At 74.6% G+C, this 16,528-nt stretch carries 15 protein-coding genes; 8 read left to right on the forward strand and 7 right to left on the reverse strand.

The window, feature by feature from the left end; translation table 11 throughout:
- The first annotated feature begins 72 nt into the window (after positions 1-72).
- The 3 genes from H291_RS0111140 to H291_RS0111150 are packed head-to-tail and all read left to right on the forward strand — an operon-like array spanning position 73 to position 3,367.
- Positions 73-1,059 carry a phosphotransferase family protein gene (locus H291_RS0111140; RefSeq protein ID WP_020015078.1) on the forward strand — a complete coding sequence of 329 codons (987 nt, stop codon included), beginning with the start codon at positions 73-75 and terminating at the stop codon, positions 1,057-1,059.
- Positions 1,060-1,062: 3 nt separating this feature from the next.
- Positions 1,063-2,418, forward strand: a complete 1,356-nt coding sequence (locus H291_RS0111145; RefSeq protein WP_020015079.1) for an MATE family efflux transporter — start codon at positions 1,063-1,065, stop codon at positions 2,416-2,418.
- A 4-nt stretch (positions 2,419-2,422) separates the two neighbouring features.
- Positions 2,423-3,367: a diacylglycerol/lipid kinase family protein gene (locus H291_RS0111150; protein WP_020015080.1), complete on the forward strand. Its 945-nt coding sequence runs from the start codon at positions 2,423-2,425 to the stop codon at positions 3,365-3,367.
- Here the strand turns inward: H291_RS0111150 and H291_RS0111155 are convergent.
- The gene (locus H291_RS0111155; protein ID WP_020015081.1) at positions 3,333-4,769 is read right to left on the reverse strand and encodes a PH domain-containing protein; all 1,437 of its coding nucleotides are present in this window, start codon (positions 4,767-4,769) and stop codon (positions 3,333-3,335) included. The genes H291_RS0111150 and H291_RS0111155 overlap by 35 nt on opposite strands.
- A gap of 158 nt (positions 4,770-4,927) precedes the next feature.
- A complete protein-coding gene (locus H291_RS0111160) occupies positions 4,928-5,449 on the reverse strand; it encodes a PH domain-containing protein (RefSeq protein ID WP_232216022.1) in 522 nt (173 codons plus the stop codon).
- Between the two features lie 124 nt (positions 5,450-5,573).
- Between H291_RS0111160 and H291_RS0111165 the strand changes: the two genes are divergently transcribed.
- Positions 5,574-6,890 carry an FAD-binding oxidoreductase gene (locus H291_RS0111165; protein WP_020015083.1) on the forward strand — a complete coding sequence of 439 codons (1,317 nt, stop codon included), beginning with the start codon at positions 5,574-5,576 and terminating at the stop codon, positions 6,888-6,890.
- 129 nt (positions 6,891-7,019) lie between these two features.
- Here the strand turns inward: H291_RS0111165 and H291_RS0111170 are convergent, their stop codons facing one another.
- The 4 genes from H291_RS0111170 to H291_RS0111185 all read right to left on the reverse strand — a co-directional run bounded on the left by H291_RS0111170 (position 7,020) and on the right by H291_RS0111185 (position 9,605).
- Positions 7,020-7,565, reverse strand: coding sequence for a ferritin (locus tag H291_RS0111170; RefSeq protein ID WP_020015084.1), 546 nt, complete (start codon positions 7,563-7,565; stop codon positions 7,020-7,022).
- A gap of 30 nt (positions 7,566-7,595) precedes the next feature.
- Complete coding sequence (locus tag H291_RS0111175) at positions 7,596-8,027, reverse strand: SIP domain-containing protein (RefSeq protein WP_020015085.1); 432 nt, start codon at positions 8,025-8,027, stop codon at positions 7,596-7,598.
- A gap of 49 nt (positions 8,028-8,076) precedes the next feature.
- Positions 8,077-9,075 (reverse strand): NAD-dependent epimerase/dehydratase family protein, encoded by a 999-nt coding sequence (locus H291_RS0111180; protein ID WP_020015086.1) that lies wholly within the window; start codon positions 9,073-9,075, stop codon positions 8,077-8,079.
- A 68-nt stretch (positions 9,076-9,143) separates the two neighbouring features.
- Positions 9,144-9,605: a MerR family transcriptional regulator gene (locus H291_RS0111185; protein WP_020015087.1), complete on the reverse strand. Its 462-nt coding sequence runs from the start codon at positions 9,603-9,605 to the stop codon at positions 9,144-9,146.
- A 155-nt stretch (positions 9,606-9,760) separates the two neighbouring features.
- Here H291_RS0111185 and H291_RS0111190 point away from each other — a divergent pair, with 155 nt between their 5' ends.
- Genes H291_RS0111190 through H291_RS0111205 form a run of 4 tightly spaced genes read left to right on the forward strand, consistent with a single transcriptional unit; the run spans position 9,761 to position 13,630 of the window.
- Entirely contained in the window at positions 9,761-10,054 is a 294-nt protein-coding gene (locus tag H291_RS0111190) for a hypothetical protein (protein WP_020015088.1), read from the forward strand.
- Entirely contained in the window at positions 10,051-10,875 is an 825-nt protein-coding gene (locus tag H291_RS0111195) for a hypothetical protein (protein WP_020015089.1), read from the forward strand. The genes H291_RS0111190 and H291_RS0111195 overlap by 4 nt, the downstream gene beginning before the upstream one ends.
- A gap of 41 nt (positions 10,876-10,916) precedes the next feature.
- Entirely contained in the window at positions 10,917-12,881 is a 1,965-nt protein-coding gene (locus tag H291_RS0111200; RefSeq protein ID WP_020015090.1) for a fumarate reductase/succinate dehydrogenase flavoprotein subunit, read from the forward strand.
- On the forward strand, positions 12,878-13,630 hold the full coding sequence (locus H291_RS0111205; RefSeq protein WP_020015091.1) for a succinate dehydrogenase/fumarate reductase iron-sulfur subunit: 753 nt from the start codon (positions 12,878-12,880) through the stop codon (positions 13,628-13,630). The genes H291_RS0111200 and H291_RS0111205 overlap by 4 nt, the downstream gene beginning before the upstream one ends.
- Here the strand turns inward: H291_RS0111205 and H291_RS33750 are convergent.
- The gene (locus H291_RS33750) at positions 13,627-16,518 is read right to left on the reverse strand and encodes an AfsR/SARP family transcriptional regulator (protein ID WP_020015092.1); all 2,892 of its coding nucleotides are present in this window, start codon (positions 16,516-16,518) and stop codon (positions 13,627-13,629) included. The genes H291_RS0111205 and H291_RS33750 overlap by 4 nt on opposite strands.
- Positions 16,519-16,528 lie beyond the last annotated feature (10 nt).

Genomic DNA, 16,528 nt, shown 5'->3' on the forward strand with positions numbered 1-16,528 from the left:
TAAGCGGGTCGGGACGCCCTACACTTCGTTGCGTACGACCGTACGCATCTGGAGCATCGAGGACGAGGACCAGTGGACAGCATCACCAAGAACCGCCAGTCGACGACGACGCTGCGGGCGATGATCGAGCGGGCCTACGGTCCCGGGCAGGTGCCGGACGGGGAGGACTTCGCCACCGAGCTGTCCTACGGCTTCTTCAACGCGCTGTACGAGGTCCGGCTGCGTGACGGCGCGCGGGCCGTGCTCAAGATCGCCCCGCCCGCCGACGTGCCGGTCATGACGCGCGAGCAGGGCATGATGCGCAACGAGATCGCCGCGATGGAGCTCGTGCGGCGTGTGTCGGACGTGCCCGTGCCGCGCGTGGACCACAGCGACCTGACCGGCGACCTCGTCGATGCCGACTGGTTCGCCATGGAGTATGTCGACGCAGCGTGCTTCGGCATCGCCGCCGAGGCCGGCGAGCTGGCGCCCGACGTCGTGGAGGCCGGCTTCGAGCACCTCGGCGCCCTCAACCGGGAGCTCAACCAGGTCGTTGGCCCGCACTTCGGGCCGCTGGACGGCCCCGGGTTCGCGACCTGGCCGGAGGCCGCCACGGCCATGTTCGCCGACGTCCTGGCCGACGGCGTCCGGGCGGGCGTGGACCTCGGGTGGGACCCCGACGTCGTGCGGAAGGTCTGGGACGACCACGCCGGCGTGCTCGCCGAGGTCACCGTGCCCCGCTTCGTCGAGGTGGACCTGTGGGCCAAGAACTCGATGATGCGCGACGGCCGCATCGTCGCCGTCATCGACCACGAGCGCGCGATGTTCGGCGACCCGCTCATGGAGGCCGGGCTGACCGGCCTGGACCTGCCGTTCTTCCCCGACCCCACGCCGTTCCAGCGCGGCTTCGGCCTGACGGAGCTGACCGAGGGCGAGCGCACCCGCCGCCACCTCTACACGCTCTGGCTCTGCGTCACCATGCTCGTGGAGACCACCTACCGCCGTCAGACGCCGGAGCAGTACCGCTGGGCGTGCGAGCAGCTCGACATCGCGCTCGGCCTGCTCGGCCGGACGCGCTAGCCCGTGACCCGCGCCGCGGACCTGCTCGGCACCCGGCCCGTCGGCCGGCTGCTGTGGCACACCTGCTCCCAGACCACGTTCTCGGTCGGGGTCTACGGGATCTACGCCCTGACGAACGCCTGGTTCGTGGCCCAGGGCGTGGGGCCGACGGCGATGGCCGCCGTCAACCTCGTCGCCCCGGTCCTGCTCGGCCTGGGCGCGGTCGCGACCACGGTCGGCGTCGGCGGGGCATCCCTGGTCTCGCGGAGCCTCGGCGCGGGCGACCCGGCGCGCGCCGCCCGAGCGGCCGGCAACGCCTTCGTGCTGTTCTGGGCCGCCGCCGTCACCACGACCGTGCTCAGCCTGGTCTTCCTCGGTCCGCTGCTGACCCTGCTGGGCGCCACGGGCGCCACCCGGCAGTACGCGCACGACTACGCCGTCATCCTCCTGGCCGGCGCGGTCTTCGCCACCGGCTTCTCCAGCCTCATCCGGGCCGAGGGCCGGATGGCCTACTCCACGATGGTCTGGGTCGTGGCCGTCGTCGTGCAGATCGTCCTCGACCCGCTGCTCATCTTCGTCCTCGACCTCGGCGTCCGCGGCGCCGCGCTCGGCACCGTCGGCGGGCAGGCCGTCTCCGCGGCGATGAGCCTCTGGTTCTTCTTCCTCCAGCGCCGCCGGCCCTACCGCATCCGGTGGGCCGACCTGCGTCCCCACCCGCCGACCGTCCGCGCCCTGGTCGGTATCGGCGCGCCGTCCTTCCTCGCCGGGCTCGGCACCACCGTGCTCACCGTCCTGGTCAACCTCGCGCTCGCGCGCACCGGGGGCGCCGTCGTCCTGGCCGCGTTCGCCGTCTGCGCGCGCATCCAGACCTTCGCCACCATGCCCCAGACCGGCATCAGCCAGGGCCTGCAGCCGATCGTCGGCTACAACGCCGGCGCGCGGCTGCCCGACCGCGTCGACCGCGCCCGCATCCTCGGGCTGCGCGCCACGGTGCTCTACGGTCTCGGCGTGGCGGCCCTCGTCATCGTGTTCGCCGAACCCCTCGTCGGGTTCTTCCTCGACGACGCCGCCACCGTGCGGGCCGGCACCGAGGCGCTGCGCATCATCGCGGCCGGCCTCGCCCTCGCCGGGATCGCGCCGCTCGTCTCCGCCTACTTCCAGGCCCTCGGGCAGGCCCGGCCCTCCTATCTCGTGTCCATCGGGACCCTCCTGGTGCTCAAGATCCCCCTCGTGCTCACCCTCGGCCAGACCGGTCCGACGGGGACCTGGATCGCGCTCGCCGCCGGGGAGATCACCGCGGCGCTCGCAGCGCTGGTCGTGCTCCACGTCGCGACGCGGGCGGGACGTATCGGGGACAGGCCGCGCGGCATGCGAGCATGACGCCATGAGCGCACGCGTCGGGATCATCTGGAACCCCAGCAAGACCACCCGGGAGAGCCTCGAGACGGCGCTGAAGCGGGCCGTCTCGGCCGCGCGCGTGGACGTCGAGGAGCAGTGGTTCGAGACGACGCCGGACGACCCCGGCCAGGGTGCCGCGGTCCGCGCGATCGAGGCCGGCGCCGACGTGCTCGTCGCCGCGGGCGGCGACGGGACGGTCCGCGCCGTCGCGGAGCACCTCGCGGAGTCCGGGGCCGACGCCGAGCTGGGCATCGTGCCGCTCGGCACCGGCAACCTGCTGGCCCGCAACCTGCGGGTCCCGCTGCTGAACCCGGCCGCGGCCTTCCGGCGGGCGCTCACCGGCGAGGTCCGGGACCTGGACGTGGGCTGGCTGGAGATCGACCTGGAGGGCGGCACCGAGCGGCACGCGTTCGCCGTCATGGCCGGGTTCGGCCTTGACGCGCACATGATCACCGAGACCGACGACGACCTCAAGGACAAGGTGGGCTGGCTCGCCTACGTCGAGTCCCTCGGGCGGGCGCTGTCGGCCAGCGGCACCCTCGACGTCCGCATCACGGCCGACGGCCGCGAGCTCGACCGCAACAGCGCGCACACCCTGCTGGTCGGCAACTGCGGCATGCTCCAGGCCGGCATCACCCTGCTGCCCGACGCCGACCCCGGCGACGGCGAGCTGGACCTTCTGGTCCTGAGCGCCGACGGCGCCGCCGGGTGGGTCGACACGCTGCGCAACATGGTCTGGGACAACGGCATCAAGCGTGTCCTCGGCGGCGGGGCGTCGGCCGAGAGCAGCGAGAGCGCCACCCACGGCCGCGTGCGCAGCCTCCAGGTGGAGCTCGCGGAGCCCCGGGTCTTCGAGATCGACGGCGAGGACCTGGGCGAGACGACCAAGGTGTCCGTCATCGTGCAGGAGGGTGCGGTGCGGGTGCGCTGACCGGCTCCAGGAACGGCCGCAGCAGCCCCGGGACGGCGGCGTCGGCCATCGCCAGGCCGTCCGCCTCGGCGGCGTCGCGCACGGCGTACGCGCCGGAACCCGCCGCCGTCGTCGCGAGCACGGTGACCAGCCCGGCGCGGCGCTGGAACACCGACTGGCGCACGGTCCAGCCCACGATGCCGCGCCGCTGGAGCGCCACCGTGGCGCGCCGGACCGTGCCGCTGCGCGCCACCAGGTAGCGGTCGGTCAGGGCATGGCCGAGCGCGCGGTAGGCGTCCAGCGCCAGCAGCACCGCCACGGGCACGAGCACCAGCGCGCTGATCCACGCGATGTGCAGCAGCACGGGCGTGAGCAGCACGCCGAGCAGTACGAGCACGGCCTCGGTCACGAGCACGGTGGCCAGCGCCCAGCGCAGCCGGCGCCCGCGCGCCGCGACCGGGTGCCCCCGCAGCGGCACGGCCGTGGGGGAGTCCGGCTCGCGCAGCACGTCCGCGGCGACCCGGTCGGCGAGCTCCTTGGGCGCGACCGGCAGCAGGATCTGGCTGTCGGTCTTGTCCTCCTCACCCTGCGCGAGCCCCGTCGCGACGGCGTCGACCCGCGCGCCGCCCGCGAGGCGGGCGGGCAGCGGCTCGACGACCTCGACGCCGCGCAGCCGGGCCTCCTCCAGGGTGATCGAGCGGGTGGTGAGCAGGCCGCGCCGCACGTGCAGCGTGCCGTCGGCCTGGCGGTCCAGCGTGTGGTTCCACCAGGACTCGACCCACAGTGCCACGGTCGCCACGCCGCCGACGACGAACAGGCCCACGCCCATGGCGACGCCGATCAGCACCGCGGGCGCGAGTCCGAACCACGACCCGATCGACTCGAACAGCTCGTCCTGCAGGCCGAACCACTCGGACACCTGGATCAGGCCGCCCGCAGCGGCGGCGCCCAGCGCCGGCGTCAGGAAGGACAGCGGGGCGAACCGGATCCAGCGGCGGTCGAACCGGACGAGGGCGCCGTCCCGCTCCTCGCCGTCCTCCCCGGTGCCGGCCGCGGAACCCGCCGCCGGCCGTGCCGCGTGCGCGAGCAGGGTGGCGCGCAGCGCCTCGGCGTCCGCACGGCGCAGCGGCCACAGCGTGACCGACCCCTCCGTGCCGGCCTGCTCGCCGGTGCCCACCCGCACGGTCGCGGTGCCGAGCACGCGGAGCACCGGGTCGGCGGTGAGGTCCACGGTGCGGATGCGCTCGCGCCGCAGCGCCAGGCGCTTGCGCACCACGACGCCGGTGTGCACGTGGAACCGCTCGTCGTCGACGCGGTACCGGGTGACGCGCCACATCCACTCGCCGGAGGCCCCGCCCCCGATCACCACGAGGAGCAGCGGGGGCAGCACCCAGGCGAGCGCGAACCCGATCCCGCTGCCCACGGCCAGCCAGTAGCCCGTGACGAGCGCGGCGCCCCCGGCGGGGACGAGCGTGTAGGCCGCGCCGGCCAGGAAGGCGCGGCGGTCGAGGCGGTCCCAGTCGGTGTGCTCGGCGGCGACGTCGGCTACGGGTTCGGCGTCGGGGCCCGGGCCGGCGGCGCTCAGGTCGCGTCCTCGGGCGTGGCCTGCGTGGCGACGGTCAGGCCCGCGGCGAGGTCGGCGGCCGTCTCGGCGTCGAGCCCCTCGATCTTGACGGCACCCCGGGCGGACGCCGTCGTCACGGTGAGCGTCGCCAGGCCGAACCGCTGCTCCAGCGGCCCGCGCGTGGTGTCCACGGTCTGGATCCGGGACAGCGGCGCGACGCGCCACTCCTGGAAGAACCAGCCGGTGCGCGTGTAGACGGCGTCGTCGGTGACCTCCCAGCGGTGGTGGCGGAACCACAGCCGCGGCAGGGCGATCGCGGCGGCTGCGCCGAGCACCGCGATGATCCCGGCGGGCAAGAAGAGCCAGAAGCGGGCGGGGGCGATCAGCGCGCCCAGCACCACCAGGATCACCACGGGCACCGCGGTCAGCAGCACCCACTGGAGGGCCCACCAGCCCACGGCGCGCGGGTCGACGGCGTGTCGTGGGGGACGCAGCCGCAACGGCGCGCTCGGATTCTCGTCGGTCGTCGGCGATATCACCCGCCCATGGTCCCAAGCGGGGTGGCCTGCGGCAACGCTATTCGGGCGCGCCCGATGAGTCCTGCGCGGCCGGCCGGTCCTTTCTCCAGGACCACCTGACGACCCAGACACGAGGAGCGAGACCATGGACACGACCGAAGGCCCGGCGGTGACCGAGCTCGACGTTCTGCGGCCCGGCGACGGCGGCTACGACACCTCCCGCGCGGTGTGGAACGCGATGGTGGACCACCGGCCGGCCGTGGTGGTCCGCTGCCGCACGGCCGACGACGTCGTCGCGGCGCTGGCCCTGGCCCGGCGCGACGGGCTGGAGGTGGGGGTGCGCTGCGGCGGCCACAGCGTCGTCGGGCACGGGGTGCCGGACGGCGGCCTGATGATCGACCTCACCCCGATGGGCGCCGTCCGCGTGGACCCGGACCGCCGGCGGGCGTGGGTGCAGGGCGGCGCGCTGCTCGGCGCGCTCGACGCCGCCACGCAGCCGTTCGGCCTGGCGACGACGGCCGGGAACGTCTCGCACACCGGCGTCGGCGGCCTCACGCTGGGCGGCGGCATGGGCTGGCTGGCCCGGCGCTGCGGGCTGGCCTGCGACAACGTCGTCGCCTACGAGGTGGTGACGGCGGCCGGCGAGATCGTCCGCGCGTCCGCCGACGAGCGGCCCGAGCTGTTCTGGGCGCTGCGCGGCGGGGGCGGCAACTTCGGCGTCGTCACCCAGTTCGAGTTCCGGCTGCACGACGTCGGCACGCGCGCCCTGGACGTCCAGCTCGACTTCCCGGCCGACGCCGCGGCGGCCGCGGCGTTCCGGTGGCGCGACCTCAGCGCCGACGCCCCGCGGGAGGCCACCTACACCGCGCACGTGCACGACGGCGTCGCGTCGTTCGGCTTCGTCTGGGTGGGCGACCCGGAGCAGGGCCGCGCGCACGCGGCGGTGCTCGACGCGCTGGGCACACCGGCCGGTCGGCGGGTCACCGAGCTGTCCTACCTGGACCTGCAGACCCGTGAGGACGACACGGCGGGCCACGCCGTCCGCCGCTACTGGAAGGGTCACTACTTCAGCGACCTGCCCGACGCCGCCCTGGAGGCGCTGCTCGCCCACGGCCCCGACGTGAAGGCGGGCCTGCAGGCGTACGGCGGTGCCATCGCCGAGGTGCCGGACGACGACGCCGCGTTCAGCCAGCGCGCCACGCGGTTCGAGTACGTCGTGGCCACCGGCTGGACCGACCCGGCCGAGGACGCGCGCCGCATCGCCGCCGCCCGCGAGAACGCGGCCCTGCTGGAGCCGTACGCCAGCGGCGTCTACGTCAACGTGCTCGCCGACGACGGCGCCGCCGGCGTCCGCCGGGCCTACCCGCCGGCCAAGCTGGCCCGGCTCGCCGCGGTCAAGCGGGAGTACGACCCGGACAACGTGTTCCACCTCAACCAGAACATCCCGCCGGCAAGGGCCTGACGGCGACGGTCTGCGGCAGTTTGCCCCGCAAACTCGGCAGTATGCATCGAGATCGGCTCAGGCCTGGACCGATCTCGATGCAGACTGCCGACCGCCTGAGGCCAGCCGACACCCGAGGTCAGGTGCAGCTCAGAGCGCCCCGCCCGCCGCGCGCGGGGCGGCCGCCGACTCGCCCGAGTCGCCGATCGTCTCGCGGGCCACGTAGTTCTCCAGGTCGAACAGGTTGTCGCCGGCACGCTTGGCCACGGTGACCAGGGTGTTCGCCGCGGCGACCTCCTCGACCTGCTCCTCCAGGAACCACAGCAGGAACTGCTCGCCCAGGGCGTCGCCCTCGGCGCGGGCCGCGTTGAAGATGGCCTCGATCTGGCGGGTGACCTGCTGCTCCTGGTCGAGCGCGAGCTGCAGGGGCTCCAGCACGTCCTGGAAGTCGTTGCGCACCTCGGGCGTGCCCGGGATCGCCACGGGCAGGGACCGGTCCAGGTGGTACTGGACGATCATCATGCCGTGGTTGCGCTCCTCCAGCGCCTGCCGGTAGAAGTGCGCGGCGAGCTGCGGCAGGTCGTGGCTGTCGAACCAGACCGCGATCGCCACGTACTGGAGGTGTGCCGCGAACTCGTGCCCCACCTGCTCGCCCAGCAGCCGCAGGTACTCGGAGTTCTCCTCGTGCGTCGTCATGGGGCCAACGCTATCCCGGGCGCGCGGAAGTCAGAGGTCCGGCCGGTGCAGGTGCACCGGGGCCATGTCGAGCCGCCGCACCAGGTCGCGGCACAGGTTCTCGACGTCGGGGCTCGCGGCGCAGCCGACCCACAAGGCGAACGGCCCGGCGCAGCCGCAGACGTCGTCGGGCAGCCACTCGGCGGCCCAGGCGGAGACCGCGGCGGCCACGAGCTGGCCGCGCCGGGGGCGGGGCGCCCCCGGCGCGCGGCGCAGCACGTGCAGGCCCACGCCGGGCGGCAGCACCCACTGCGCCGGGTCGACGTCGAGCTGCCCGCCGGTGGTCCCGACCTCCACGAACATCTGGCCGTGGGCGTGGACGGGGAGCAGGTCGACGAGCTCCAGCAGCCGGGGCGCGTCGTGCACGTCGCCCGCCAGGAGCAGGTGCAGGGGCCAGGCGTCGTCGTAGTGGTGGTCGGTCACGTCGTCCTCTCCGGGTCACCCCGGGTCGGAACGTGGGGTGAGGTAAGGCTTACCTAACACCATCAGAGCGACTGGGGGCAAGGCTGCGCGCGGTGTCCAGCAGGGTGGCCCGTGCCGGGCGGAACGACATGCCCAGCAGGCGCCGGGCCTTGTCGTTGCTGATCGCCAGGGGCGGCAGCTCGCCGACGGCGCCCTGCTCCACCGTCGCGATCTCCACCCCGAGCTCGCGCCGCAGCAGCTCGATCACCCAGCCCCAGGTCACCACGTCGCCGCTCGTGAGGAGGATGCGCTCGCCGACCGCGGCCGGCGTCGTCATGACGCGCACGTGCGCCTCGGCGACGTCGCGCACGTCGACGACGCCGAACCGCATCCGGGGCAGCGCCGGCAGGTCGCCGGTCAGCATGGCGCCCACCGCGCCGACCGACGTGGACAGCCGCCCGCCCAGCACCGGACCGAAGATGCCGGTCGGGTTGAGGACGGTGAGCCCCGGCCCGTCGCTCTCCTCGGCGACGAAGGCCCAGGCGGCGCGCTCGGCCAGCACCTTCGAGCGGATGTAGGGGTCGTTCGGGTGGTCGAGGTCGGTCCAGTCGCGCTCGTCGTACGGCCGCCCGTCGGGCCGCGCGGTGGCGGGGCCGTACCCGACGGCGGCGAACGACGACGTCAGCACCACCTGGGCGGCGCCGGCGTCGCGCGCGTGCCGCAGCACCCGCAGCGTGCCGTCGACCGCCGGGGCGATGACCTCGTCGGCCCGCTCGGGCGGCACCGACAGGAACGGCGAGGCGACGTGGTGCACCACCGACACGTCCGCGAGGGCCTCGGTCCAGCCGGCGTCGTCGTCGAGCGAGGTCATGACCGTCTCCAGGCGGCCTGTGGGGTCGACGCCGGCGGCCCGCGCCAGGTGCCCGACGGCGTCGGCGCGGGCGGCGTCGCGCACCGTCGCGCGGACGCGGTAGCCGCGGTCCAGCAGGGTGGCGACGAGGCGGCCGCCGACGTAGCCGTTGCCGCCGGTCACGAGGACCGGGTTCTCGGGCAGTGCGGTTTCGGGCATGACGGATCCAGGCATGGTGCTGCTCCTCGGATGAGTGCGGGTGCTACGGATGTGGGGGAGGTACGGGCTCAGAACCGCGACATCGCCGAGAGCGTCCGGTCGGTCGCCCGCCGCTCGGAGTCGGCGTCGCCGTCCACGCGGGCCTGCCACAGGTCGGCCTTGGCCCGCAGGTACTCCAGGCGGATGCCGAGCCGGGCGATCTCGGCCTCGACACGGTCGGCGTGCGCGGCGAACAGGGCGGCCTCCTCGGCCGCCGCGGCGAGGTCGCCGGGCGCGAGCAGGGCCAGGTAGCGCCGCATCTCGTCGATGGGCACGCCGGCGCCGCGCAGGCAGGACAGCGCCTCCAGCGTCTCGACCACCTGCGGCCCGAACCGGCGGTGGCCGCTGTCGGGGTCGCGCTCCACGGGCGGGATCAGCCCGATCTGCTCGTAGTAGCGCAGCGTGGACCGGGCCAGCCCGGTGCGGCGGGCGACCTGCTGGATGGTGAGCGCCCTCGCCGGTGCTGCTGCGACTGCTGCTGTCGTGGCCATGTCCCCAGCCTGCGACACCTCGAGCGCTTGAGGTCAACTGTGCCGCCGATCACGCCCCACGCCGGTTTCGGCCTTGCTTTACGGGCGCGCGCACGGCAGAGTCTGGTGTGACGCACCTCACGACGGGGTGAGGCGCGTCGCCAAGGAGGTGCCCTGTGACCACCACCGAGTTCGCGACGCTGCGCCGTTCCATCGAGCAGCTGCGTCGAAGCGTCGCCGACGTGCGCGGCGCGTTCGGGGACGCCCCGGAGGTCCGCCGCCTGGTCAACGACCTGGAGCGGCTGGAGATCGACGCGGGCGACCTGGCCGCGGCCCACCCGTCTCGCGCGGCGGGGCTCGGCGGCCCGGAGCCCGAGCACGTGGTGGTCCCCGACACCCCGCTGGACGAGAAGATGTTCAGCGATGCCGACGACGAGGGGCTCGGCGGCTACCACGGCGACCGCTCGTGACGGCGCCCGCGCGCCACCCCGCCTGGCGCGGGGTCGATGCGCCCGGGCGCGCCGCGGTCGGGGTCCGCACGCTGCGTACCGACCGGTGGTGGCTGGCGCCGGTGGCGACCGCGCTCGGCCTGCTGGTCTTCGTCGTCTACGCCACCGCGCGCGCGTTCGAGCAGGCGTACTTCTTCGCGGACGAGCGCTACCTGACGCCGTTCTACTCGCCGTGCGTCTCGCTCGGGTGCGCGTCGGCGCCGGGGTCCTCGCACTTCGGCATGTTCCTGCCGGACAACCCGCTGATCCCGTACGCGGCCCTGAGCCTGCCGTTCCTGCTGGGCTTCCGGCTGACCTGCTACTACTACCGCAAGGCGTACTACCGCTCGTTCTGGCTCGCGCCCGCGGCGTGCGCGGTGCCGGAGCCGCACCCGCGGCAGACGGGGGAGACGCGCTTCCCGCTGGTCATGCAGAACGTGCACCGGTACTTCTTCTACGTCGCGGTGCTCGTCTCGCTGGTGAACACCTATGACGCGCTGGTCGCGTTCCGGCACCCCGACGACGGCTTCGTCGTCGGCGTCGGCAACCTGGTGCTGCTGGCCAACGTCGTGCTGCTGTGGTGCTACACGGCGTCCTGCCACTCGTGCCGGCACGTGATGGGCGGCCGCCTGACGCACTTCTCGAAGCACCCGGTCCGGTACTGGTTCTGGACCCGGATCTCCGCCCTGAACACGCGGCACATGCTCTTCGCCTGGATCACGCTCGCGTCGCTGATCCTCACCGACCTGTACGTGACGCTCGTGGCGCGCGGCACGATCGTCGACCTCCGCCTCATCGGATAGCCCCGCACCGGACAACCCCGCACCGGGTAAGGAGACCCGCCTTGACCGAGATCGAACGGCACGACTACGACGTCCTCGTGATCGGTGCGGGTGGCGCGGGGCTGCGCGCCGCGATCGAGGCCCGCGAGCGCGGGCTGCGCACGGCGATCGTCTGCAAGTCGCTGTTCGGCAAGGCGCACACCGTGATGGCCGAGGGCGGCTGCGCGGCGGCGATGGGCAACGTCAACGAGCACGACTCCTGGCAGGTGCACTTCCGCGACACCATGCGCGGCGGCAAGTTCCTGAACAACTGGCGCATGGCGGAGCTGCACGCCAAGGAGGCACCCGACCGCGTCTGGGAGCTGGAGACCTACGGCGCCCTGTTCGACCGGACGGCGGACGGGCGGATCAGCCAGCGGCACTTCGGCGGGCACACCTACCCGCGGCTGGCGCACGTCGGCGACCGCACGGGCCTGGAGCTGCTGCGCACCATGCAGCAGCGCATCGTGGCGCTGCAGCAGGCCGACCACGCCGCCACCGGCGACTACGAGGCGCGGCTGCGGGTGTTCGCCGAGTGCACCGTCACCGAGCTGCTGACCGATCCCGCCGGGGCGGGCGGCCACGCGCCGATCGCCGGCGCCTTCGGGTACTGGCGCGAGTCCGGCCGGCACGTCCTGTTCTCGGCGCCCGCCGTCGTCCTGGCCACGGGCGGGATCGGCAAGTCCTTCCAGGTCACGTCCAACTCGTGGGAGTACACGGGCGACGGCCACGCCCTGGCGCTGCGGGCCGGCGCGAGCCTGGTGGACATGGAGTTCGTCCAGTTCCACCCCACGGGCATGGTCTGGCCGCCCAGCGTCAAGGGCATCCTCGTGACCGAGGGCGTGCGCGGCGACGGCGGCGTGCTGCGCAACTCCGACGGCGACCGGTTCATGTTCGGGTACGTGCCGGACGTCTTCAAGGGCCAGTACGCCCAGACCGAGGACGAGGCCGACCGCTGGTACGACGACCAGGAGAACAACCGCCGCACGCCCGACCTGCTGCCCCGCGACGAGGTGGCCCGCGCCATCAACACCGAGGTCAAGGAGGGCCGCGGCTCACCGCACGGCGGCGTCTACCTGGACATCGCCAGCCGCATGCCGGCCGAGGAGATCAAGCGGCGCCTGCCCTCGATGTACCACCAGTTCAAGGAGCTGGCCGACGTCGACATCACCGCCGAGCCCATGGAGGTCGGCCCCACCTGCCACTACGTGATGGGCGGCATCGAGGTGGACCCCGACACCGGCCAGTCGCGCGTCCCGGGGCTGTTCGCGGCGGGGGAGTGCGCGGGCGGCATGCACGGCTCGAACCGGCTGGGCGGCAACTCGCTGTCCGACCTCCTGGTCTTCGGCCGCCGGGCCGGGCTCGGCGCGGCCGACTACGTCACCGGCCTGGAGCGCCGTCCGGCGATCCGGGAGGCCGACGTCGAGACGGCCGCCGCCATGACGCTCGCCCCCTTCGAGGCCCACCCCGCCGCCGCGGGCGAGAACCCCTACACGCTGCACGCCGACCTGCAGCGCGTCATGAACGACCTGGTGGGCATCATCCGCACCGAGGCCGAGATGGTCGCCGCGCTCGACCGGCTCGCCGAGCTCCGCGCCCGGGTGCACGACGTCGTCGTCGAGGGCCACCGGCAGTACAACCCGGGCTGGCACCTCGCGCTCGACCTGCGGAACATGCTCATGGTCAGCGAGGCCGTGGCGTCCTCCGCGCTGCTGCGCACCGAGAGCCGCGGCGGGCACACCCGCGAGGACCACCCGGGCCTCGACCCGCAGTGGCGGCACCGGGTGCTGGTCACGCACTGCGTCGATGCGAGCGAGGCCGGGGCCGGCGCCGTCGTGCCGCGGACCGCCGTCGAGGCCGCCGAGCGGGTGCCGATGCGCGCCGACCTGCTCGCGCTGTTCGACCTGCCCGAGCTGGAGAAGTACTACACGGCGCCGGAGCTCGCGGGGCACCCGGGACGAGGCTCACGGCAGGGAGGCACACCATGAGCTACAAGGGCCGGTTCCGCGTCTGGCGCGGCGACGCCGCCGGCGGGGCGCTGGCGGACTACACGGTGGAGGTGAACGACGGCGAGGTGGTGCTCGACGTCCTGCACCGGTTGCAGGCCACCCAGGCGCCCGACCTCGCGGTGCGGTGGAACTGCAAGGCGGGCAAGTGCGGGTCGTGCTCGGCGGAGATCAACGGGCGCCCGCGCCTGCTGTGCATGACGCGGATGTCCGTGTTCGCGCCCACCGACGTCGTCACGGTGACGCCGATGCGCACCTTCCCGGTGCTGCGGGACCTCGTGACCGACGTGTCGTTCAACTACGCCAAGGCGCGCGAGGTGCCGTCGTTCACGCCGCCCGCCGACCTCGCGCCGGGCGAGTACCGGATGGCGCAGGTCGACGTCGAGCGGTCGCAGGAGTTCCGCAAGTGCATCGAGTGCTTCCTGTGCCAGGACACGTGCCACGTGGTGCGCGACCACGACGAGAACAAGGAGGCCTTCGCGGGCCCCCGGTTCCTGATGCGGATCGCCGAGCTGGAGATGCACCCGCTCGACGTCGCCGACCGGGTGCCCGCGGCGCAGGACGAGCACGGGCTGGGCCGGTGCAACATCACCAAGTGCTGTACCGAGGTGTGCCCCGAGGGCATCAAGATCACCGACAACGCGCTGATCCCGATGAAGGAGCGCGTGGCCGACCGGCGGTACGACCCGCTGGTCTGGCTGGGGCGGACCATCTCGCGGCGCCGGGACTAGGCGTTGCCCGTGGTCTGCGCCGCGGCCCGGGCCGCGGCGTGCGCCAGCGCCTCGCGGACCGCGGCGACGCCGCCGAGGCCGAGCTCCAGGTGCTGGTCCAGGCACTCCTGCCACGCGTCGCGCGCCTGGGTCCAGCGGCCGACATCGCCGAGCAGGCCGGCGCGCCGGCGCTCGGCCGCCACGAGGTCCTGGCGCATGTCGAACTCCCGGAACCGGACGGCGGCCTCCTGGTAGCAGGTGATCGCGCGCTCCGGGTCGCCGAGCCGCGCGTGCAGCAGGCCGAGCGTGTCCCACACGACAGCGCGCGTGGTGGGGTTGTCGGCGTCGTTCAGCAGGGCCAGCGCCTGTTCGGCGAGGGGCAGCGCCCGGGCGAGGTCGCCGTCGTGCGCCAGGGCCCACGCCAGGATGTTCAGGGCGTGGGCCTCGTAGTACGCCTCGCCCGTGCGGCGGCCGTGCACCAGGGCCTGCTCGGCCTGCCCGACGGCGTCGGCGCTGCGGCCCCAGCGCACCAGGTCGCCCGCGTAGCCCTGGTGGGCCATCTGGAGCGCCCGGGGGTCGTCCAGCTCCGTGGCCAGGTCCACGGTGCGCCGGCGCAGGTCCTCGCCCTGCGCCGTCCGCCCGGCGACCGCCGCCATGGCCGCCAGGTAGCGCAGGCACCACAGCTCGGCCGGGCGGTCCCCGGTCCGGAGGGCGACGTCGCGTGCCGTGACCAGCCCGGACCACAGCGCGTCGCGAAGGTCGGCGTGGTACGACAGCGTGCTGTAGACCGCCCAGACCAGCGACACCGCCTCGGCGTCGAGCCCCTGGGTACGGGCGGCGGCGTCGACCACGGCGAGCAGGACCGCCCCCTCGGCCCGGAACCAGGCGGCCGGCTCCTGGTCGGGGACGTCGACGGGGCCGGGAGCCGCACCGGGATCCGCGACGAAGGCCTGCGGGACGCGCGCCGGCCACCGGCGCCGGTCCATCTCCAGGGCCACGCCGAGGTACCAGCGCGTCAGGCGCCGTAGCGCCGCGTCCCGCTGCTCGGGCGGTTCGTCCAGGCGGGCACGCTCGCGCGCGTACTCGGCGACGAGGTCGTGCATCGCGTACCGGCCGGCGGCGTGCTCCGTCACGAGGTTCACGCGGGCCAGCTCGGCCAGGGCGGCGTCGGCTGCGTCTCCTCCGGTGTCGGGTTCCGCCGCGAGCGCGCGGGTCGCCTCCCGCGAGACGTCGGGCCCGGGGTGGGTCCCGAGCAGCCGGAACAGGCGCGCCCCGTCCGGGGACAGCGCCCGGTACGACGTCGCGAACACGCTGCGGACGTCGGCCATCGCGTCGTCGTCGCCCAGGGCGTCGAGCCGGGCGCCGCCGTCGGCCAGCTCGTCCGCGACCGCGGAGAGGGGGAACGCGGGCCGGGCCAGCACCCGGGCCGCGGCGATCACGATCGCGAGCGGCAGGCCCGCGCACCGCGCGACGATCCGGCGCGCCGCCTCCGGCTCGGCGTCGGTCCGCTCGGCGCCGACCCGCAGCGCGAGCAGGTCGAACCCCTCGCCCGGCGTGAGCGTGCCCAGCGCGACCCGGCGCAGGTCCTGCGCCGGGGCCAGGCCGCTCAGCGTGGCGCGGCTGGTCACCACGGTGACGCTCGCGCCGGGCCCCGGCAGGAGCGGCCCCACCTGGCCGGCGTCGCGGGCGTTGTCCAGCACCACGAGCAGCCGCCGGCCCGCCACGACGCCCCGGTACAGGGCGAGCTGGGCCTCCTCCGAGGCCGGCACGCGGCCCTTGGCCACGCCCAGCGCGTCGAGGAACCCCCGCACCACCGTCGCCGCGGGCACCGGGGCCGACGCCGGGTCGAACCCGCGCAGGTTCGCGTAGAGCTGCCCGTCGGGGAACCGGTCGGCCACGCGGTGCGCCCAGTGCAGCGCGGTCGCCGTCTTGCCCACCCCGCCGGCGCCGTCCAGGAGCGCGACCCGCGGCGCGGCGTCGTCGGCCAGCAGGTCGTCGAGCCCGGCCAGGGCGTCGGCGCGCCCGCTGAACGCGCGTGGCGCGAGGGGGAGCTGGCGGGGGACCAGGCCGGGCTGGGTCGACTCGCCCTGGGTGATCTGGCCCTGGGTGATCTGGCCCTGCGTGATCTCGCGGTGCAGCCGCCGGACCGCCTCGCCGGGCCCGATGCCCAGCTCGTCGGCGAGGGTGCGCTCCAGGCTGGCGTAGGCGTCGAGCGCCTCGGCGCGCCGTCCGCCCCGGACCAGGGCCGTCATGAGCTGGGCCCAGAAACGTTCCTGCAGGGGGTGCCGGCGCGTCAGGTCCTGGAGCTCGGTCACCTGCTGGTCGGTCGTGTCGCCTGAGCCGTCGCCCGCGTCGTCGCCCGCGTCGTCGCCTGCGCCGTCGCCTGCGCCCTCGCCCGCCGCGAGGTCCAGCTCGATCCGGCGGGCCAGCGCCGTCAGGCGCTGCTCGTCCAGCCGCGGCCCCTCGACCGCGTGCAGCGCCGCCGACGCGACCCCGTCGAACGCGGGGCCGCGCCACAGCCGCAGCGCGGCGACGAGCCGCCGCCGCTCGGCCGCGGGCGCCTCGCCCGGCCGGGCCTGCACGAGGTCCGCGAACACGGCGGCGTCGACCCGTTCCGCGGGCACGGCCAGACGGTAGCCGCCCGGGACGGTCTCCACGGCGGCGTCGCCCAGGGCGGTGCGGAGCCGGCGGACCAGCACCTGCAGCGACCGCTGCGGGGCGGCGGGCAGGTCCTCGCCCCACACCACGTCGACCAGGCGCTCCACGGTCACGGGCTCGCCCCGGCCCACCGCGAGCCCGGCCAGGAGCGAGCGCAGCCGGTCCGGCAGCCGCACCGGCTCGTCGTCGACCTCGACGGCGAACGGTCCCAGCAGGGCGACCGTGACCGCGGGCCGCTCCCCGTCGTCCACCCGGCCATCC

Source organism: Promicromonospora sukumoe 327MFSha3.1 (assembly GCF_000385135.1).
In the GTDB taxonomy this organism is placed as follows: Bacteria; Actinomycetota; Actinomycetes; order Actinomycetales; family Cellulomonadaceae; genus Promicromonospora; species Promicromonospora sukumoe_B.

What these genes read in the sequence shown, in the direction of transcription:
- H291_RS0111150 (WP_020015080.1), top strand. Translation starts at nt 2,423, where the DNA reads ATGAGCGCACGCGTCGGGATCATCTGGAACCCCAGCAAGACCACCCGG.
- H291_RS0111165 (WP_020015083.1), top strand. Translation starts at nt 5,574, where the DNA reads ATGGACACGACCGAAGGCCCGGCGGTGACCGAGCTCGACGTTCTGCGG.
- H291_RS0111170 (WP_020015084.1), bottom strand. Translation starts at nt 7,565, where the DNA reads ATGACGACGCACGAGGAGAACTCCGAGTACCTGCGGCTGCTGGGCGAG.
- H291_RS0111180 (WP_020015086.1), bottom strand. Translation starts at nt 9,075, where the DNA reads ATGCCCGAAACCGCACTGCCCGAGAACCCGGTCCTCGTGACCGGCGGC.
- H291_RS0111185 (WP_020015087.1), bottom strand. Translation starts at nt 9,605, where the DNA reads ATGGCCACGACAGCAGCAGTCGCAGCAGCACCGGCGAGGGCGCTCACC.
- H291_RS0111205 (WP_020015091.1), top strand. Translation starts at nt 12,878, where the DNA reads ATGAGCTACAAGGGCCGGTTCCGCGTCTGGCGCGGCGACGCCGCCGGC.